Origin of the sequence: Pseudomonas sp. RW407, from assembly GCF_003176655.1 — a bacterium.
In the GTDB taxonomy this organism is placed as follows: domain Bacteria; phylum Pseudomonadota; class Gammaproteobacteria; order Pseudomonadales; family Pseudomonadaceae; genus Pseudomonas; species Pseudomonas delhiensis.
Genome location: NZ_QGSL01000029.1, coordinates 1,039,669 through 1,059,229 on the forward strand (window position 1 = coordinate 1,039,669; position 19,561 = coordinate 1,059,229).

The following is a 19,561-nucleotide window of genomic DNA, read 5'->3' on the forward strand; positions in this document are numbered from 1 at the left end:
CCGCAGGGGTAGGGCGGGCGCCGCTTTTTCTTGTCACTTCACCCGGGTTTCGGCGAAGTTGTTGTTGCTCAGCGGGCTGATGGTGTAGCCCTCGATGTTGCTGCGGCGCACATTGAACAGCTTAGGATGCGCCAGGGGAATCCAGGGGGCCTGTTCGTGGAATATCTTTGTCGCCTTTTCATAAAGTTCCTGCCGTTTCGACCGCTCGTCGGTGCGCCGGGCCTGCTGGATCAGTGATTCGAAGGCCGCATCGCACCAGCGCGCCTGGTTTTCCCCGGACTTCGCCGCCGCGCAGCTGAGGTTCGGGCTGAGGAAGTTGTCCGGGTCGCCGTTGTCGCCGGCCCAGCCGAGCAGCGAGAGGTCGTGCTCGCCGGCCTTGGAGCGCTTGAGCAGCTCGCCCCATTCCAGCGAACGGATCTGCAAGGCGATGCCGACCTTGGCCAGGTCCGCCTGCATCATCTGTGCCGCCAGCGCCGGGTTGGGGATGGTCGGCGAGCTGCCGTTGCGGATGAACAGCGTCAGCTTCAGGCCGTCCACCCCGGCTTCCTCGAGCAGGGCGCGGGCGCGCTCGGGGTCGTGCGGCCAGTCCTGCAAGGCCTCGTTGTAGCCCAGCAGGGTGGACGGGTAGGGGTTGATCGCCGGCGTCGCCGCGCCGGGGCCGAACACCGCGTCGAGCAGGGCCGGCTTGTCGATGGCCAGGTTGATGGCCTGGCGCACGCGCACGTCGTCCAGCGGCTTGTGCTGGGTGTTGAGGGCCACGTAGGTGGTCAGCAGGGCGTCGGTGCTGTCCACCGCCAGGCCCGCCTCCTTCTGCAGCTGCGGCACGTCGGCGGGCTTGGGGTAGAGCGCCACCTGGCACTCGCCGCGGCGCAGCTTCTGCATGCGCACGTTGGGGTCCAGGGTGATGGCGAACACCAGGCTGTCGATCGCCGGCTTGCCGCCGAAGTAGTCCGGGTTGGCCTTGTAGCGCACCTGGGCGTCGCGGGCGTAGCGGCTGAAGACGAAGGGCCCGGTGCCGATGGGCTGGGTGTTGAGCTGCTCCGGCTTGCCGGCCTTGAGCAACTGGTCGCCGTATTCGGCCGAGTAGATGGAGGCGAAGCCCATGGCCATGTCGGCGAGGAAGGGCGCCTCCGGGTGGTTGAGGGTGATACGCACGGTCAGGTCGTCGAGCTTGTCCACCGACTTGATCAGCTCGCCCATGCCCATGGCTTCGAAGTAGGGGTAGCCGCGCGGCGCCGAGGCATGCCAGGGGTGTTGCGGGTCCAGGGCGCGCCGGAAGCTCCAGAGCACGTCGTCGGCGTTGAGGGTGCGGCTGGGCTTGAAGTACTCGGTGCTGTGGAACTTCACCCCCGGGCGCAGGTGGAAGCTGTAGGTCAGCCCGTCGGGGCTGACCTCCCAGCTTTGCGCCAGTGCCGGCACTACCTCGGTGGTGCCCGGGCGGAACGCCACCAGGCGGCTGAACACCGTCTCGGCGGCAGCGTCGGCGGTGACCGCGCCGGTGTACTGGACGATGTCGAAGCCTTCCGGGCTGGCCTCGGTGCAGACCACCAGGTTCTGCGCCAGCGCGGGGCCGGCGCCGAGGGCCAGGAGCAGGGGCAGGTAGCGCGGGACGGGCATGCAGGTTCTCCTACAGCAGGTCGAAGGGGAAGGTGCTGACCAGGCGGACTTCGTCGACGCTGCCGTCGACCTGGTTCTGGCTGGCCAGGTGCTTCATGTACATCAGGCGGAACCTGCTGCGCTTGAGCGGGCCGTCCTGGATCACGTAGGTCCCCATCAGGCCCAGCTCGTGGTGCTTCTCGCCGTCCTGGCCACGGACTTCAGCGTAGTTGCCGTAGGCGCCGTTGCGGTCCCCGTCGTAGTGGGTGCCGTCGATGTCCCAGCCCTTGGCGTACCACACCGCGGTGCTCAGGCCGGGCACGCCGTAGGGCGCGAAGTCGGTGCCGTAGCGCAGCTGCACGGATTTCTCGTTGGGCCCGTTGTAGTCCGACAGCAGCGAGTTGGCCAGGTAGATGGCCGAGGTTTCGTGCACGTAGTCGAAGTACTCGTTGCCGTCGACCTGCTGCCAGCCGAGCATCAGCGAGTGGGCGCCGCGGCTGAGGGTGAAGGCCAGGCTCCAGGTGTCGTTGTCGATGTAGCCGGCCTCGCGGTTGCCGGTGTCGCGGGTGCTGTAGAGGTTGAAGCTGGTGTTCAGGGCCAGGCTCTGGGCATCGCCCAGGTCGTGGGAGAAGCCGAGGTAGTACTGGTTCCAGACATCCTCGAAGTGCCCGCCGTAGGCCGTCACCGAGAGGTTGTCGGCGACCTTGTAGGTGCCGCCGAAGTAGCTGTAGCGGTCGCCCTTGACCTGGCGCGTGCCGTACTCGGTGGTGAGGTCCTCGTCGCCCGCCCCGGTGCGCGGGCTGGCGCGGGTGAAGCTGCCGGCCTGCAGCGAGAGGCCGGCCAGCTCCTCGCTGACCAGCCCCACGCCGTTGAAGCTCGACGGCAGGGCGCGGTTGTCGATGCTGTTGAACACCGGCGTCTCGACCTGGAAGCGCCCGGCCTTGAGCTCGGTGTCGGAGACCCGCAGGCGCAGGTTGGCGACGCCCATCTTCGACCACTCGTCCACCGCCTCGCCGTCGCCGTGGGTCAGGGTGCGGTTGCCGCCGCCGCCGATCACGCCCTTGCCGCGCTCCAGGTTGATGGCGTTGAAGCCGGCCAGGTCCAGGCCGAAGCCGACGGTGCCTTGGGTGTAGCCGGAGCTGTACTGGAGGATGGTGCCCTGGACCCAGGTGCGGCGGCTGTGGGTGAACTCCGAACCGCTCTCCTTGGGGATGCGGAAGCCGAAGCTGTCGTGCATCTGCTCGCGGGAGAAGAAGTTGCGTGTGCTCAGGGTCAGCTTCTGGCCTTCGACGAAGCCGCTGGCGCCGGCCTGGCCCTTGTCCGAATCGTCTTCGGCGGCCCAGGCCTGGCCGAGCAGCCCGGCGCCGATCGCCAGGCCCAGTACGGTGGGTTTGATGTAGGGACACTGCATGGGGTTGCTCCTTCTTTCTTCTTCGTTGTTGTTCGAGACGGCAAACGCATCCCGCCGCGCCTGCCGGGGCTGGCACGCTGGGAGTGAGGCAGTGGCGAAACGAAGGGCCGCCCGGTCTGTGCCGGGCTGGCCTGCCCGCGGTGGGACCGCGGGCTGCGGCTAGGGCTGGTTGCTCACGCCGTAGAACGAGTTGCGCCCGAAGGGGCTGATGAGGAAGCCCTGCACCGATTTGCGCATGGGCTGGTACACGGTGGAGTGGGCGATGGGGCTGATCGGCAACTGCTGCGCCAGCAGTTGCTGGGCCTGCTGGTAGAGGGCGACGCGCTGGGCGTGGTCGGTGGTGGCCTTGGCCTGCTTCACCAGCTTGTCGTAGGCCGGGTCGCACCACTTGGAGACGTTGTTGCCGTTGACCGCGTCGCAGCCGTAGAGGGTGCCCAGCCAGTTGTCCGGGTCGCCGTTGTCGCCGGTCCAGCCGAACAGGGCCACGTCGTGCTCGCCGGCGTGGGCGCGCTTGATGTACTCGCCCCACTCGTAGCTGACGATCCTGGCCTTGATGCCGACCTTGGCCCAGTCGGCCTGGATCATCTCGGCCATCAGCCTGGCGTTGGGGTTGTAGGGGCGCTGCACCGGCATGGCCCAGAGGGTGATCTCGGTGCCCTCGGCGATGCCGGCCTGCTTCAGCAGTTCCCTGGCTTTTTCCGGGTCGTAGGCCTGGCCCTTGATCGACTCGTCGTAGGACCACTGGGTCGGCGGCATGGCGTTCACCGCCAGTTGGCCGGCGCCCTGGTAGATGGCGTCGATGATGGCCTGCTTGTTCACCGCCATGTCCAGCGCCTGGCGCACCTCGACGCGGTCCAGCGGCTTGTGGGTGACGTTGTAGGCCAGGTAGCCGAGGTTGAAGCCCGGCTGCGAGGGCATGTTCAGGTTCGGGTCGCGCTTCAGCGACTCGAGGTCCGCCGGGCGCGGGTTGAGGCTGATCTGGCATTCGCCGGCCTTGAGCTTCTGCATGCGCACCGAGGCGTCGGTGTTGATGGCGAAGATCAGGTTGTCCAGGCGCACGTCCTCGGGCTTCCAGTAGTCCTTGTTGCCCCTGAAGCGGATCAGCGCGTCCTTCTGGTAGCGGCTGAGCACGAAGGGCCCGGTGCCGATGGGCTTCTGGTTGATGTCGCTGGCCCTGTTCTGCCTGAGCAGCTGGTCGGCGTACTCGGCGGACTGGATGGCCGCGAAGTTCATCGCCAGGTTCTGGATGAAGGCGGCGTCGACCTCGTTGAGGGTGAACCGGACGCTGTGCTCGTCGAGCTTCTCCACCCTGGCGATGTTGCGGTCCAGGCCCATGTCGGTGAAGTAGGGGAACTCGGTGGGGTAGGCCTTGCGGAACGGGTGGTTCCTGTCGAGCATGCGCTGGAAGGTGAAGACCACGTCGTCGGCGTTGAACGCGCGGCTGGGCTTGAAGTAGTCGGTGCTGTGGAACTTCACGCCGGGGCGCAGGTGGAAGGTCCAGGCCTTGCCGTCGGCGCTGGTCTCCCAGCTTTCGGCCAGGGCCGGCACGGCCTCGGTGCCGCCGCGCTCGAACTGCACCAGGCGGTTGAACAGGGTTTCCGACGTGGCGTCGTAGTCGGTGCCGGTGGTGTACTGGCCCGGGTCGAAGCCGGCCGGGCTGCCTTCGGAGCAGTACACCAGGGTGTTGCCGGCGAAGCTCGCCGAGCTGGCCAGCAGCAGGCCGCCGGCAACCAGTGAATGCATGGAGTTACGACGCTTCATACGCATGCCTAACCTCGTTGTTCTTTTTCTGAGGGAGCCGTGCGCTGGGCGTTGTGGGCCTGCGCCGGCTCGGGCGCCATCGCTCCCCCGGAGGCGATGGCCGGATGCCGCCGGGGGTGGCCGGCGAACGTCGAACGCGAAGTTAAGTCAGGCTGAAATTAAGGTCAACTTAAATTCAGTGCCACTGCAAAAATCAGACGGATCCTGATGGCGGGGGAAGGACTCAGGTGCCCGGGTGCTCGCCGAACAGCGGCATGGTGGTGACGGTCAGCACCTCGGCGGTTTCCTCGCCGGCATTGCGCAGGCAGTGGGGTTTGCCGGCATCGAAATGCACCGAGTCGCCGGGGCCGAGGGGGTAATTGCGGCCGTCGATGGTGTAGACGATGTTGCCACTGAGCACGTAGGCGAATTCCGCGCCTTCGTGGGAAATCAGCTCGGACTGGTAGCCGACCGGCATGTTCATCTTCACCGCGTTGAGCTGGTTGCCGGGGAAGGTGCTGGACAGGCGCTCGTAGCCCAGCGGCTGGCCTTCGATGGCGTAGCGCACGCGCTCGCCCTGGTGGGTGTCCGGCTGCGCTTGCCGCGGCTGGTCGAACAGTTCGTTGAGCGGCACCCCCAGGGACCTGGCGATGCTGGCCAGGGAGGAGATGGAAACGCCGGTGAGGTTGCGCTCGGCCTGGGACAGGAAGCTGGCGGTGAGGCCGGATTCGCTGGCCACCTGGTTGAGGGTCTTCTTCGCGGCGCGCCGATAACGGCGCAGGCGCTCTCCGATTCGATCGACGGTCATTGGCTGGGCTCTTGGAGGATGCCGGCAGTATACCGGTGAAGAATCGCGGCGGAAGAGTGTCGGCAAGGTTGACAGGGGGTAGGCGCTTTCTTCGTGGTTTTAATTGTGGCTTAAAATTTGTTTGGCACGGATTTTAAGTAATGCTTAAATCCAGCCGGCATTTTTCACCACGGGAGCTGGGCGATGGCATTGGGCGTTGGGGGCCGCACCCCCGAGCAGGCACTGGCGGGGCTGCATGACATGAGCGGCGGCGTCGAGCCGATCGGGCTGGACGAATACCGGGCCCGCGTGGCCGGCCTGCAGGCGCGCCTGCGCGAGCAGGGTATGGCTGCGGCCTTCGTCGATGCCGGCAGCTACCTGCGCTATTTCAGCGGGGTGAAGTGGAACCCCAGCGAGCGCCTGGTCGGCCTGCTGGTGCCCGCCGACGGCGAGCCGCTGTACCTCGCCCCGGCCTTCGAGGAGGGCACGGTGCGCGACTTCCAGGTGCTGCCGGGGGCGATCCACACCTGGCAGGAGCACCAGAGCCCCTACCGCCTGCTGCTGGACATGCTGGTGGAGCTGGGCGTGCCGGCCAACGCCCGCCTCGGCCTGTGCCCGAGCCTGCCGTTCGGCATGGTCGAGCGCCTGCGCGAGGTCGCCGGCGCCCTGCGCCTGGTGGACGCCGGCGCCGCCGTGGATCACGGCCGGCAGCGCAAGTCGGCCGCCGAGCTGGCGCTGCTGCAACGCGCCAAGGACATGACCCTGGAGGTGCACAAGGCTGCCGCCGGCATCCTCCGCGAAGGCATCACCGTCACCGAGGTGGTACGCTTCATCGAGGCGGCGCACCGCCGCGTCGGCGCGCGCGGCTCGACCTTCTGCATCGTGCTGTTCGGCGAGGACAGCGCATTCCCCCACGGCGTGCGCGAGCCGCGCCCGCTGCGCGAGGGCGACATGGTGCTGATCGACACCGGCTGCCAGTTGCACGGCTACAACTCGGACATCACCCGCAGCTACGTCTTCGGTACCCCCAGCGACCGCCAGCGCGCCTTCTGGAACCTGGAGAAGGCCGCCCAGCAGGCCGCCTTCGACGCCGCCCTGCCGGGCGCCCCCTGCCAGGCGGTGGACGCCGCCGCAAGGCGCTGCCTGGAAGCCGGTGGCCTGGGCCCGGACTACGCGCTGCCCGGCCTGCCGCACCGCACCGGCCACGGCATCGGCCTGGACATCCATGAAGGCCCCTACCTGGTACGCGGCGACGAAACCCCGCTGGAGGCCGGCATGTGCTTCAGCAACGAGCCGATGATCTGCGTGCCCGGCGAGTTCGGCATCCGCCTGGAAGACCACTTCTACATGAGCGCCGAGGGCCCGCGCTGGTTCACCCGGCCGAGCCATTCCATCGACGATCCGTTCGGCCTGGGGGCATAGCCGGCTGCGTGGGGTTGCCATGTAGGAGCGCGCCCTGCGCGCGAAATCGCGGACGGAGTCCGCTCCTACAGGTCACCGGGTGGCACGGGATTTCTCGTCTTCGTAGGAGCGGAACTTTTCCGCGATAGCCGGAGGTTCCGGCGCGATTCGCGGATGAGATCCGCTCCTACGCTACCCCACCCACACCATTCCCCTGTAGGGCCCTGCGCGCGAAATCGCGGGCAGGGCCCGCTCCTACGGGTTGTCGGGTGGCACGGCATTTCTCGTCCTCGTAGGAGCGGAACTTTTCCGCGATAACCGGAGGTTTCGGCGCGATTCGCGGATGAGATCCGCTCCTACGCTGCCCCACCCACACCATTCCCCTGTAGGAGCGCGCCCTGCGCGCGAAATCGCGGGCAGGGCCCGCTGCCGGGTGGCACGGCATTCCTTCCACCGTAGGAGCGGACTTCGTCCGCGATTCGCCCTACGGAACGCGCCTCACGGCCCCAGCTCGACGTGGGTGAAATTGTTCGAACCCAGCGGGCTCAGGGTGAAGCCTTTCACCCGTGGGCTCAGCGCCACGAACTGCTTGGGGTAGGCCAGGGCTATCCAGGGCGCCTCGCGCTGGAAGATCGCCAGGGCCTGGCGGTACAGCGCGGCGCGGGCGTCCTGGTCGGTGGTGGCGCGGGCCTGGCGCAGCAGGTCGTCGAACTGGGCGTTGCACCAGCCGGCCATGTTCTCGCCGCTCTGCGCCGCCGCGCAGGACAGGTTGGGGGTGAGGAAGTTGTCCGGGTCGCCGTTGTCGCCCACCCAGCCCATGAACACCAGGTCGTGCTCGCCGTGCTTGGCGCGGCGGATCAGTTCGCCCCATTCGTAGACGCGGATGTCGGCGCGGATGCCCAGCCTGCCCAGGTCGTTCTGCAGCATCTGCGCGCCTATGCCGGGGTTGGGGTTGGTCGGGCCGCCGCCGGGGCGGGTCCAGATGCTGAGTTTCTGCCCGGGTTGCACGCCGGCCTCGGCCAGCAGCTGGCGGGCCCGTTCGAGGTCGCGCGGCCAGCCCTTCAGGTCCGGGTCCGAACCCCACAGCGTCGGCGGGTAGGGCGCCACCGCGGGGCTGGCGCCGCCCTCGCCGAACTGCGCCTTGCGGTAGGCGTCGCGGTCGAAGGCGAGGTTGATGGCCTGGCGCACGCGCACGTCGTCCAGCGGCTTGTGCCGGGTGTTGATGGCGACGTAGGCGACCAGCAGCGAGTCCAGTTCCTCCACCTTCAGCCGTGGGTCCCTGCGCAGCTCGGGGATGTCCGTGGGCCGCGGGTACACGGCCACCTGGCAGTCGCCGGCGCGCAGCTTCTGGATGCGCACGCTGGGGTCGGGGGTGATCGCCAGCAGCAGGCGCTCGATCTTCGGCGTGCCGCCCCAGTAGTCGGGGTTGGCGGCGAAGCGCACCTGGGCGTCCTTCTGGTAGCGCTGGAAGACGAAGGGCCCGGTGCCCAGGGGCAGGTTGTTCAGTTGCTCGGGCTTGCCGGCCGCCAGCAGCAGGTCGGCGTACTCGGCCGAGTAGATGGAGGCGAAGCCCATGGCCAGGTCGGCGAGGAAGGGCGCCTCGGGGTGGCGCAGGGTGAAGCGCACGGTCAGCGCGTCGAGCTTGTCGATGCGCTCGATCAGCCCCGGCAGGCCCATCGACTGGGCATAGGGGAAGCCGCGCGGGGCCAGCTTGTTCCACGGGTGCGCCGGGTCGAGCTGGCGCTGGAAGCTCCAGAGCACGTCGTCGGCGTTGAAGGTGCGGCTGGGGGTGAAGTAGTCGGTGCGCTGGAACTTCACGCCCGGGCGCAGGTGGAAGGTGTAGGCCAGGCCGTCGGCACTGATGTCCCAGCTCTGTGCCAGCGCAGGGATTACCTTCGTGCTGCCGGGGGCGAACTGCACCAGGCGTTCGTACACCGTCTCGGCCGTGGCGTCGGCGGTGGTGGCGGCGGTGTACTGGGTGATGTCGAAGCCTTCCGGGCTGCCCTCGGTGCACACCACCAGGGGCCGGGCCGGCGCCGGCGCGGCGGCGAGCAGCAACGCCAGGGCCGCCCACGTGGGGCGCCCCGGTCGTCGCTCAGGGTGCGGCTGTAGCCAGCGCAGCATGGCGTAGCGGCCGCCTCGCGGCGGCCACCTGCCTTACTTGCCGACGCCCACGCCGTAGAAGGAGTTGAGCGCGAAGGGGCTGATCTTGAAGTCCTCGACCGTCTTGCGCATCGGCTGGTACACGGTGGAGTGGGCGATCGGGGTGATCGGCACCTGTTCCTTGAGGATGTGCTGGGCCTGCTTGTACAGCTCGGTGCGCTTGGCCTGGTCGGGGGTGCGCTTGGCTTCCTTGATCAGCTTGTCGTAGGGCTGGTCGCACCATTTGGAGAAGTTGTTGCCGTTGACCGCGTCGCAGCTGTACAGGGTGCCCAGCCAGTTGTCCGGGTCACCGTTGTCGCCGCTCCAGCCGATCAGCATGGCGTCGTGCTCGCCGGCCTTGGCGCGCTTGATGTATTCGCCCCACTCGTAGGTGACGATCTTCGCCTTGATGCCGACCTTGGCCCAGTCGGCCTGGAGCATCTCGGCCATCAGCTTGGCGTTGGGGTTGTAGGGGCGCTGCACCGGCATGGCCCACAGGGTGATCTCGGTGCCTTCGGGCACGCCGGCCTTCTTCAGCAGTTCCTTGGCCTTTTCCGGGTTGTAGCCGGCGTCCTTGATGCTGTCGTCGTAGGACCACTGGGTCGGCGGCATGCCGTTCACGGCGAGCTGGCCGGCGCCCTGGTAGACGGCGTCGATGATGGCCTTCTTGTTCACCGCCATGTCCAGCGCCTCGCGCACTTCCAGCTTGTCCAGCGGCTTGTGCAGCACGTTGTAGGCGATGTAGCCGAGGTTGAAGCCCGGCTGCGAGGGCATGTTCAGGTTGGCGTCCTTCTTCAGCGACTCCAGGTCCGCCGGGCGCGGGAACAGGGTGATCTGGCACTCGTTGGCCTTGAGCTTCTGCATGCGCACCGAGGCGTCGGTGTTGATGGCGAAGATCAGGTTGTCGATCTTCACCTCGCCGGGCACCCAGTAGTCCTTGTTGGCCTTGAAGCGGATCATCGCGTCCTTCTGGTAGCGGCTGAACACGAAGGGCCCGGTGCCGATCGGCTTCTGGTTGATGTCGCTGGCCCTGTTCCGCTTGAGCAACTGGTCGGCGTACTCGGCGGACTGGATGGAGGCGAAGCTCATGGCCAGGTTCTGGATGAAGGCGGCGTCGACCTCGTTGAGGCTGAACTTCACGGTGTAGTCGTCGACCTTCTCCACCTTGGCGATGTTGGCGTCCATGCCCATGTCGGTGAAGTAGGGGAACTCGGTGGGGTAGGCCTTGCGGAACGGATGGTTCTTGTCGAGCATGCGGTTGAAGGTGAACAGCACGTCGTCGGCGTTGAACTCGCGGCTGGGCTTGAAGTAGTCGGTGGTGTGGAACTTCACGCCGTGGCGCAGGTGGAAGGTGTAGGTCTTGCCGTCATCGGATACGTCCCACTTCTCGGCCAGGCCGGGGATCACCTGGGTGCCGCCGCGCTCGAACTGGGTCAGGCGGTTGAACACGGTCTCGGCGGCGGCGTCGAAATCGGTGCCGGTGGTGTACTGGCCGGGGTCGAAGCCCGCCGGGCTGCCCTCGGAGCAGAACACCAGGTTGCCGGCGGCGTGGGCGAAGGGAGCGCTGGCGATCAACCCAGCGGCGATCATGGAGCGGATGACGGCATTCTTGCGCATGCTGACCTCAGTTTGTTGTGGTTGTCATCGAGGCACGCCCTTGTGGGGCGTGTCGCCTGAAACTATGCAGGGCACATGCCGGGCGCAAGGGCCACACCCGCCACAGTGTAGAAGCTGTGATGAAGTCGTAAGGGAATGTCGCAATATCGCAAGAAGCCTGCCGCCATGCCGGGGGATGGGCGAGGCGGCGGGCCAGCGGCTCAGGGCATCTGCACTTCGATGGTGCCGTCGGCGGTCACCGTGACCTGGCTGGTGCCGGCCTCGATCTCCGGCGCCGCGCCGTAGCCGGCGTCGGCTTTCATCGCCGCCATGCGCATCACCGGCATCGGCCGCGGCGCGCCGGCGCTGTTCAGGTTCAGGTTGACCAGGCGGTAGCCCTTGCCGCCGAGGGAGTCGGTCAGCAGCTGGGCGCGGGCCTTGAACGCGGCCACGGCGTTCTTCATCAGGCTGTCCTCGTTCTGCTGGCGGGTGGCGTCGGCGATGCTGAAGCTCATGTTGCCCATCTTCAGCTTGCCCAGCAGGCTGGCGGTGAGCTGCGACAGCGCGGCGAAGTCCGGGCTTTCCAGGCGCAGCTCGGCGCGTTCGCGCCAGGCGGTGATCTTCTGCCCCTTGTCGTCGTACACCGGGTAGCTGTTGCGGCTGCCCAGGCTCACGGTCACCCCCTTGACCTTGCGCGCCTCGGTCACCGCGGCGTTGAGCGCGTCGGTGGTCTCGGCGGCGAGCCTGGCCGGGTCGCTGGCCTGGGCCTCGTTGAAGAGGGTCACGTGCATCTGGTCGTGGGCCACTTCCTGGCTGGCCTCGGCGTGCAGCGACACCAGGTTGTAGCGCGGCTCGTCGGCGTGGGCGGCGAAGCTGGTGGCGGCCAGGGCGACGGACGTGGCCAGGGCGGCGAGGCTTTTCTTAAATGCGGACATGATCGACTCCTTGGTCCTGAATGAGTCCCGGGTGCAGGGTAGACGAACCCGCACATGGACCGTCAGACCTTTTGACGCAGGTCGGCGTTCAAAGGGGTTGAATCGCGATAGCCTTTATCTCGTATGCTGTGTCGCTATGACGCACCGAGAGGGGAAGGGGCTTGGCTATACTCGCGCAAATTCCGGAATTCACCATGCGCACACCGGTTTTCCAGTTATCCGCCAGCCGGCAGAACCTGCTGCACCTGACGCTCATCCGTATTCTCGTATTGGCCGCACAGGCCGGTTCGGTGGGCATCGCCTACAAGGCCCAGTTGCTCGCGCTGCCCTGGGCGGCCCTGGGGGTGACCCTCGGCGTGTCCCTGGTGCTGTGCCTGGCCACCGCCCTGCGCCTGCGCGGGCCCTGGCCGGTGACCGAGCTGGAGTACTCGGTGCAGCTGGGCTGCGACCTGATCATCCACAGCGCCCTGCTGTACTTCTCCGGCGGTTCGTCCAACCCCTTCGTCTCCTATTACCTGGTGCCGCTGACCATCGCCGCGGCGACCCTGCCGTGGCTCTACACCATCGTCCTCGCCGGCCTGGCCCTGGCCGCCTACACGGTGCTGCTGGTGTGGTTCCACCCGCTGAACATGGCCCCGGTGCAGCGCGACTACCTGCTGATCTACGGCATGTGGCTGAGCTTCGCCCTGGCCGCCGGGCTGATCACCTTCTTCGTCGCGCGCATGTCCCAGGCGCTGCGCCGCCAGGAGCAGATAGTCGCGCAGCGCCGCGAGGAGAGCATGCGCGACCAGCAGCTGCTGGCCGTGGCCACCCAGGCCGCCGGCGCCGCCCATGAGCTGGGCACGCCGCTGGCGACCATGAGCGTGCTGCTCAAGGAACTGCGCCAGGCGCACCCGAAGGACCCGCTGCTGCAGGAAGACCTGGCGCTGCTGCAGGAGCAGGTCAAGCTGTGCAAGGACACCCTGCAGCAACTGGTGCGCGCCGCCGAGGCCGACCGCCGCCAGGCCATCCAGGAACAGGGCGCCAACGAATGGCTGGAGGCGGTGCTGCGCCGCTGGCACCTGATGCGCCCGGAAGCCACCTACCGCTACCTGAACCTGGGCCCCGGCAGCGCCCCGCGGCTGACGCCGCCCACCGACCTCACCCAGGCCCTGCTGAACCTGCTGAACAACGCCGCCGACGCCTGCCCGGACGACCTCGAGATCAGCGTCGACTGGGACGCCTCCACTATCTGCCTGAGCATCCGCGACCACGGCCCCGGCGTGCCCCTGGCGATCGCCGAGCAACTCGGCAAACCCTTCTTCACCACCAAGGGCAAGGGCTTCGGTCTCGGCCTGTTCCTCAGCCAGGCCAGCGTCACCCGCGCCGGCGGCACGGTGAAGTTGTACAACCACGAAGACGGCGGCACGCTTACCGAGCTGCGCCTGCCGCGCAGTTACGGTGTGGTGTGAACCCACGCGCGAGGAAGTACCCATGAGCGAAGAGAACCTGTTCGAAGGCGAAGAGCAACCCCACCTGCTGCTGGTGGACGACGACGCCACCTTCACCCGCGTGATGGCGCGCGCCATGAGCCGCCGCGGCCTGCGCGTATCGGTCGCCGGCTCCGCCGAGGAAGGCCTGGCGCTGGCCAAGGAGGACCTGCCCGACTACGCCGTGCTGGACCTGAAGATGGACGGCGACTCCGGCCTGGTGCTGCTGCCCAAGCTGCTGGAGCTGGACGCGGAGATGCGCGTGGTGATCCTCACCGGCTACTCCAGCATCGCCACCGCGGTGGAGGCCATCAAGCGCGGCGCCACCAACTACCTGTGCAAGCCGGCCGACGCCGACGATGTGCTGACCGCGCTGCTCTCGCAGCACGCCGACCTGGACAGCCTGGTGCCGGAAAACCCCATGTCGGTGGACCGCCTGCAGTGGGAGCACATCCAGCGCGTGCTGGCCGAGCACGACGGCAATATTTCCGCCACCGCCCGCGCCCTGGGGATGCATCGGCGGACGTTGCAGCGTAAGCTGCAGAAGCGCCCGGTGAGGCGTTAAGGAATTCATAAGACAGGGAGCGCCAACTGGGCGCTCCTTTTTTTTGTGCCGCCCGTGCTGAGCCCGACCCGATGACTGAAAGCGCCGAGTACCGTGCCGTGAACGATGCCGTTCGCGAGCGATTCTTCTCCCAGGTGTGGAAACTGACGGCGCCGTACTGGCGCAGCGAAGAGAAGGGCATGGCCTGGCTGCTGCTGGTCGTGGTGATTGCGCTGTCGCTGGTCGGCGTCGGTGTCTCGGTGTGGGTCAACACCTGGTACCGCGACTTCTACAACGCCCTGCAGAACAAGGACCTGGACGCCTTCGTCCGCCTGATCCTGTACTTCTGCGGCATCGCCGCGGTGGCCATCCTGGTCGCCGTGTACCGGCTGTACCTGACGCAGATGCTGACCATCCGCTGGCGCCGCTGGCTCACCGAGAAGCACTTCGCCGCCTGGCTTTCCGACAAGAACTACTACCGCCTGGAACAGCGCGGCTACACCGACAACCCCGACCAGCGCCTGTCCGAGGACCTCAACAGCTTCACCGACACCACCCTGAGCCTGGGCCTGGGGCTGATCCGCAACCTGGTCAGCCTGGTGTCCTTCTCGGTGATCCTCTGGGGCGTGTCCGGCAGCATCGAGCTGTTCGGCGTCTCCATCCCCGGCTACATGTTCTGGGCCGCGCTGCTCTACGCCCTGGTCGGCAGCTGGCTGACGCACCTGATCGCCCGCCGCCTGATCGGCCTGAACAACCAGCAGCAGCGCTACGAGGCCGACCTGCGCTTCGGCCTGGTGCGCATCCGCGAGAACGCCGAGAGCATCGCCCTGTACAACGGCGAAGGCAGCGAGAACGAACGCCTGATGACGCGCTTCCGCAACGTCTGGGGCAACTTCTGGGAACTGATGAAGGTGCAGAAGCGCCTGACCTTCTTCAGCTCCGGCTACGCCCAGATCGCCATCATCTTCCCCATCGTGGTGGCCGCGCCGCGCTACTTCGCCGGCAAGATCCAGCTCGGCGAGCTCATGCAGATCAACTCCGCCTTCGGCAACGTCCAGGACGGCCTGAGCTGGTTCATCGACGCCTACGCCAGCCTGGCCACCTGGCGCGCCACCTGCGACCGTCTGCTGAGCTTCCGCAATGCCATGGACGAGGTGGCCGGCGAGCACGAGGGCATCGCGGTGCGGGCCGCCGGCGACAACCTGCAGCTCGACCACCTGAGCCTGCGCCTGGCCGACGGCAGCGTGCTGCTGGAGCCCACCAGCCTCAGCCTGCGGGCTGGCGAACACGTTCTCGTCAGCGGTCCCTCGGGCGCCGGCAAGAGCACCCTGCTGCGGGCCATGAGCGGGCTCTGGCGCTTCGGCGCCGGGCAGGTGCTGATGCCGGCGGCGCGCACGCTGTTCCTGCCACAGAAGCCCTACCTGCCGATCGGCAGCCTGGCCGAGGCCCTGAGCTACCCCGAGGCGCCCGGCCGGCACGCCCCCGAGCGCCTGCGCGAGGTGCTGCGGCAATGCCGCCTGGAACACCTGGGCGAACGCCTGGACGAAGCCCAGCACTGGCAGCGCCTGCTCTCGCCGGGCGAGCAGCAGCGCCTGGCCATCGCCCGCGCGCTGCTCTACGCGCCGGCCTGGCTGTTCCTCGACGAAGCCACCTCGGCGCTGGACGACAACGACGAGGCCGCGCTCTACCAGACCCTGCTGGAGCAACTGCCCGGCGTGACCCTAGTCAGCGTCGGCCACCGCGCCGACCTCAAGCGCTTCCACGACCGCCAGCTGCGCCTGGAGGATCGCCACCTGCGCGAGGTCGAGGCGGTGCTGCCGGCCTGAGGCCTGCCCCGCCCGGGGCGCCGTGGTGAAACATCTTGCCAACGGCTTGCACGGGCGGGGTAGGAAAATTCATAAACAGTTGGCAGATTCGCTCATCAGGCCAGCCTAACGGGCCTGCTACCCGGTACCCTCGGCGACTTTCCTCTAAAAGGTTCTCCTGTTTCGTCGCCTGGGTACCCCAATGCACGTTCTCTTGCCTTCCTGGCAGGCGCTGACCCGCGAGCCGCTGCGCCTGGTCAACCTGCGTCGCTGGCTGCTGGCCGCCGCCGGCCTCGCCCTGCTGCTCGGCGCCCTGGCCTTCGCCGCCGGCCTCTGGTTCGGCCGCGCGATGGCGCCCGCCGCCGCCGTGGCCGAGGCCGCCCCGGGCGAAACCCCGGAACAGCGCTTCGCCGTGGCGCGCCTGGGCGAGCTGGCCGGGCGCCTGCAGGTGCTGGAGAAGGACGCCGCCTACCTGCTCAAGGTGGTCGATGGCCACGAGGAAATCGCCCGCAAGCTGGCGCGCATCGACCCCGCCCTGGTGCCCGGCGACGCCGCGGCGCCGCATGAGGACGGGGAGGGCGGCCTGCTGCTGCCGCCGCGGCCGTGCCAGGCCGCGCCGCTGCTCGACGTGCAGCAGGGCACCGCGGCCGCCCGCTGCCTGCGCCGCCAGCTCGACCTGCTGCTGGACGCGGTGTCGCGGCGCAACGCCGACTTCCTCGCCATCCCCACCCATCGCCCGGTGGACAAGGCGCGCCTGGGCTCGGCCTTCGGCAACCGGGTGGACCCGTTCAACCGCCGCCTGGCCTTCCACTCCGGGCTCGACTTCGCCGCGCCCAGCGGCACCGAGATCCAGGCCGCCGCCGGCGGCCGAGTTGTCGCGGCCGGGCCTTTCAGCTCCTACGGCATCCGCGTGGAGATCGACCATGGCAACGGCCTGCTCACCCGCTACGCGCACCTGTCGAAACTCCACGTGCGCGTCGGCGAGGTGGTGATGCCCGGCCAGCGCATCGCCGCCATGGGTTCCACGGGCCGTTCCACCGGCTCGCACCTGCATTTCGAAGTGCTCTACCGCGGCGACTTCGTCGACCCGCAGCACTTCCTCTCCCTGGGCGACATGGAGAAGGCCCTCGATGCGCTGGCCCAGGACTAGGCCCTCGACCACCCGCGAGCTGCTGCGCGCCGAGCACCAGCCGCGGGCGCAGGTGGCGCGCAGCTACCGGCCGCTGCTCTGGGCCGCGCTGGCGCTGGCCGTGGCCTTCGCCGCGCTGCATTTCTGGCGCGGCGCGCAGCAGGACGGGGTGCAGCAGCGCATCGATGAGCTGCAGGCCGGCAATGCCGCGCTGGCCGCCGACCTGCAGCGCCAGCGCCTGCTGGCCGCCGAGGCGCAGGCCACGCGCGAGCAGCTGGAGCGGCGCATCGAGCAGATGTCCGGGGAACTCAAGAAGCTCAAGACCGACCTGGCGTTCTACCGCCAGCAGAAACCCGCCAAGTGATCCGCAGGAGGACGAACATGTTCAACAGCAAGAAGAAGGGGCCGCAGGTGGCGGTGGACAGGTTTTCCAGCCTGCTGTCGGGCAACCTGGCGCTGGTGGGCGACCTGGAGTTCGAGGAGGGCCTGAAGGTCCAGGGCCGCATCCAGGGCAACGTGCGCCACAAGCCGGGCACCCAGAGCCTGCTGGCCCTGGGCGCGGAAGGGCGGATCGAGGGCTGCGTGAGCAGCTACGACGCGCTCATCGACGGCACCATCGTCGGCGACCTGTACGTCGAGCACCTGCTGGAGCTGCATTCCAACGCCCGCGTCATCGGCAACATCCACTACCGCCAGCTGAGCATGGAGAACGGCGCCAGCGTCGACGGCAAGCTCACCCGCCTGGACGAGCAGCGCCCGCTGGAGCTGCCGGCGCCCGAGCGCCCGCGGGCGCGCGCCGAGGAAGCGGAGCCCGCCTGAGGCAAATCGTTAGCACGCGAAGCAGTGCTCCTTGCTATGATCGCCGCAGTTTTTCCTCCGGCGCTTCCCCTCCATGCTCGCACTGCTGTTCCAGACCCTCGGCATCACCGCGCCGGTGTTCTCCATGCTGTTCATCGGCGTGTTGCTCCGGCGCGTCGGCTGGATCGACCAGGGCTTCATCCAGACCGCCTCGGCCCTGGTGTTCAACGCCACCATGCCGGTGATGCTGTTCCTCGGCATCTACCATTCCGACCTGCACCGCGCGGCCAGCCCGGCGGTGCTGACGTTCTTCTGCCTGGCGACCCTCGGCGGCTTCCTCCTCGCCTGGGGCTGGGCGCTCTGGCGGGTGCCGCGCGAGGAACGCGGCGTCTACGTGCAAGGCGCCTTCCGCGGCAACAACGGCATCGTCGGCCTGGCCCTGGCCACCAGCCTCTACGGCGAGCACGGCCTGGCCCTGGGCTCGGTGCTCGCGGCCCTGGTGATCCTCTGCTACAACACGCTGGCCACCGTGGTCCTGGCGATTTACAGCCCGGTACTGAAGTCCGACCCGCTGAGCATCGCCCGCCAGGTGCTGCTCAACCCGCTGATCCTCGGCGTGCTGGCGGCCTTCCCGTTCGCCTGGTGGGGCATTCGGCTGCCGGCCTGGGTGCTCACCTCCGGCGACTACTTCGCGCAGATGACCCTGCCCCTGGCGCTGGTCTGCATCGGCGGCACCCTGTCGCTGCCGGCCCTGCGCAGCAGCGGCAGCCTGGCCCTGAGCGCCAGCCTGATGAAAATGGTCTGGCTGCCCGCGCTGTGCACCGTCGCCGCCTGGCTGTGCGGCTTCCGCGGCGCCGAACTGGGCGTGCTGTTCCTCTACTTCGCCAGCCCCACGGCGGCGGCCAGCTACGTGATGGCCCGCGCCGCCCAGGGCAACGCCGAACTGGCGGCCTCGATCATTGTCATCACCACCTTGGCGGCGGCGCTGACCACCAACCTTGGGCTGTTCATCCTGCAGTGGGGTGGGTGGATCTGAGCTGCTCAACCCCCGAATCGCAGCGTCAGCCGGCAAGTTCGTAGGGCGTATAACCGTTCGCGGTTATCCGCCGTTACACCGAGCTTATGCCCGGTGTCGCAGTCGAACTCGGAGTGCCCGGAAAGAGGCGCTCCGTGACCGAGCTCGAAGCGCGCCTGGGATCGAGGTCAAACGGCGGATAACGCCGTAGGCGTTATGCGCCCTACGTCCTGGATAACCGCCGCCTGTTGGGGAACGGTCTAAGCAGATTCTGAATTCGCAGACGGCATCACTTACTCTGCCCGAAGGCCATTTCAAGCTGTTTTACAGGCGGTTACACTTACCCCTCCAACGCGCGACAAAGGATTGCTCATGCGTTTCCAGGATTCCGCCCGCAGCCTCGCGCTGCTGCTCGGCCTGCTGTGGCTGGCGTCGTCGTACGCCGGGCCGGGCGCCGAATTGTCCAGCCCGGCCGGCGGCTGGCGCTACTCGGGGTTGCTCGACGACCTCGACAGCCCGCGTGTGGCCTATCCCACCCCGCCCATCGACCGCGGCGGCCAGCGTGGCCGCAGCCTGATCGAGGGCGACCTGAAGCAGCTCGCCGGCACCGACCGCGCCCAGCGCCTGGTGGTCAACGGCAACCCGCTGCCCCTGTATACCGATGCCCAGGGGCACTTCGTCCGGCCCTATGCCTTCGGCGCGGGCTCCAACAGCGTCGAGGTGGCCAGCGCCGACGGCCAGTCGCTCAAGCGCGTGCAGTTCTACGAGGCCAACGCCGGGCGCATTCCGCCACGGGTGCGTGTGGCCCTGGGCTGGGACGACCCCAAGGCCGAGCTGGACCTGCACATCGTCACCCCCGACGGCCAGCACGCCTTCTGGGCCCGGCCGCGGCTGAACAACGGCGGCGGCCTGGACCCGGACGGCGTCGACGGCCCCGGCCCGGAAATGTTCAGCATGGTCGCGCCGCTGCACGGCACCTACCTGGTCTACGTGAACTACTGGGGCAATTTCGGTGCCCAGGGCTATAACTTCCAGGCCGGCGCCAACCAGCAGGAGGTCATCACCGCCCAGGTCAACCTGGTGTTCAACGAGAACAGCGTCGACGAGAAGCGCGAGACCTTCGTGGTGCCGCTGCGCACCATCGGCGACCTGGTCCTGGTCAAGACCTTCACCTATTGAGAGCCGTCCCCTGC

The 19,561-nt window shown here is 68.0% G+C and carries 16 protein-coding genes; 9 read left to right on the plus strand and 7 right to left on the minus strand.

Features of this window, described 5'->3' with window-relative positions:
- Nucleotides 1-33: 33 nt before the first annotated feature.
- From DK254_RS05525 to DK254_RS05540, 4 genes are all read right to left on the minus strand, one after another.
- On the minus strand, nucleotides 34-1,617 hold the full coding sequence (locus tag DK254_RS05525; RefSeq protein WP_109932856.1) for an ABC transporter substrate-binding protein: 1,584 nt from the start codon (nucleotides 1,615-1,617) through the stop codon (nucleotides 34-36).
- Between the two features lie 10 nt (nucleotides 1,618-1,627).
- The gene (locus DK254_RS05530; protein ID WP_109932858.1) at nucleotides 1,628-3,007 is read right to left on the minus strand and encodes an OprD family porin; all 1,380 of its coding nucleotides are present in this window, start codon (nucleotides 3,005-3,007) and stop codon (nucleotides 1,628-1,630) included.
- A 159-nt stretch (nucleotides 3,008-3,166) separates the two neighbouring features.
- Complete coding sequence (locus DK254_RS05535) at nucleotides 3,167-4,768, minus strand: ABC transporter substrate-binding protein (RefSeq protein WP_109933012.1); 1,602 nt, start codon at nucleotides 4,766-4,768, stop codon at nucleotides 3,167-3,169.
- 223 nt (nucleotides 4,769-4,991) lie between these two features.
- Nucleotides 4,992-5,555 (minus strand): helix-turn-helix domain-containing protein, encoded by a 564-nt coding sequence (locus tag DK254_RS05540; RefSeq protein ID WP_109932860.1) that lies wholly within the window; start codon nucleotides 5,553-5,555, stop codon nucleotides 4,992-4,994.
- A gap of 183 nt (nucleotides 5,556-5,738) precedes the next feature.
- Here DK254_RS05540 and DK254_RS05545 point away from each other — a divergent pair, with 183 nt between their 5' ends.
- On the plus strand, nucleotides 5,739-6,956 hold the full coding sequence (locus DK254_RS05545; protein WP_109932862.1) for a Xaa-Pro peptidase family protein: 1,218 nt from the start codon (nucleotides 5,739-5,741) through the stop codon (nucleotides 6,954-6,956).
- A gap of 477 nt (nucleotides 6,957-7,433) precedes the next feature.
- Here the strand turns inward: DK254_RS05545 and DK254_RS05550 are convergent, their stop codons facing one another.
- The 3 genes from DK254_RS05550 to DK254_RS05560 all read right to left on the minus strand — a co-directional run bounded on the left by DK254_RS05550 (nucleotide 7,434) and on the right by DK254_RS05560 (nucleotide 11,608).
- Nucleotides 7,434-9,059, minus strand: a complete 1,626-nt coding sequence (locus DK254_RS05550) for an ABC transporter substrate-binding protein (RefSeq protein ID WP_109932864.1) — start codon at nucleotides 9,057-9,059, stop codon at nucleotides 7,434-7,436.
- Between the two features lie 33 nt (nucleotides 9,060-9,092).
- Nucleotides 9,093-10,694: an ABC transporter substrate-binding protein gene (locus tag DK254_RS05555; protein ID WP_109932867.1), complete on the minus strand. Its 1,602-nt coding sequence runs from the start codon at nucleotides 10,692-10,694 to the stop codon at nucleotides 9,093-9,095.
- Between the two features lie 200 nt (nucleotides 10,695-10,894).
- The gene (locus DK254_RS05560) at nucleotides 10,895-11,608 is read right to left on the minus strand and encodes an SIMPL domain-containing protein (protein ID WP_109932869.1); all 714 of its coding nucleotides are present in this window, start codon (nucleotides 11,606-11,608) and stop codon (nucleotides 10,895-10,897) included.
- Nucleotides 11,609-11,802: 194 nt separating this feature from the next.
- Between DK254_RS05560 and DK254_RS05565 the strand changes: the two genes are divergently transcribed.
- From DK254_RS05565 to DK254_RS05600, 8 genes are all read left to right on the plus strand, one after another.
- Entirely contained in the window at nucleotides 11,803-13,059 is a 1,257-nt protein-coding gene (locus tag DK254_RS05565; RefSeq protein ID WP_109932871.1) for an ATP-binding protein, read from the plus strand.
- Nucleotides 13,060-13,081: 22 nt separating this feature from the next.
- Nucleotides 13,082-13,642, plus strand: coding sequence for a response regulator transcription factor (locus DK254_RS05570; protein WP_009617747.1), 561 nt, complete (start codon nucleotides 13,082-13,084; stop codon nucleotides 13,640-13,642).
- Between the two features lie 71 nt (nucleotides 13,643-13,713).
- Entirely contained in the window at nucleotides 13,714-15,447 is a 1,734-nt protein-coding gene (locus DK254_RS05575) for an ABC transporter ATP-binding protein/permease (RefSeq protein ID WP_109932873.1), read from the plus strand.
- Nucleotides 15,448-15,628: 181 nt separating this feature from the next.
- Nucleotides 15,629-16,576 carry a M23 family metallopeptidase gene (locus DK254_RS05580; RefSeq protein ID WP_109932875.1) on the plus strand — a complete coding sequence of 316 codons (948 nt, stop codon included), beginning with the start codon at nucleotides 15,629-15,631 and terminating at the stop codon, nucleotides 16,574-16,576.
- Nucleotides 16,557-16,919 carry a hypothetical protein gene (locus DK254_RS05585; RefSeq protein ID WP_109932877.1) on the plus strand — a complete coding sequence of 121 codons (363 nt, stop codon included), beginning with the start codon at nucleotides 16,557-16,559 and terminating at the stop codon, nucleotides 16,917-16,919. Before DK254_RS05580 ends, DK254_RS05585 begins: the two co-directional genes overlap by 20 nt.
- A gap of 17 nt (nucleotides 16,920-16,936) precedes the next feature.
- Nucleotides 16,937-17,374 carry a polymer-forming cytoskeletal protein gene (locus DK254_RS05590; protein ID WP_109932878.1) on the plus strand — a complete coding sequence of 146 codons (438 nt, stop codon included), beginning with the start codon at nucleotides 16,937-16,939 and terminating at the stop codon, nucleotides 17,372-17,374.
- Between the two features lie 73 nt (nucleotides 17,375-17,447).
- Complete coding sequence (locus DK254_RS05595; RefSeq protein WP_109932880.1) at nucleotides 17,448-18,389, plus strand: AEC family transporter; 942 nt, start codon at nucleotides 17,448-17,450, stop codon at nucleotides 18,387-18,389.
- Between the two features lie 351 nt (nucleotides 18,390-18,740).
- The gene (locus DK254_RS05600) at nucleotides 18,741-19,547 is read left to right on the plus strand and encodes a YfaP family protein (RefSeq protein ID WP_109932882.1); all 807 of its coding nucleotides are present in this window, start codon (nucleotides 18,741-18,743) and stop codon (nucleotides 19,545-19,547) included.
- Nucleotides 19,548-19,561 lie beyond the last annotated feature (14 nt).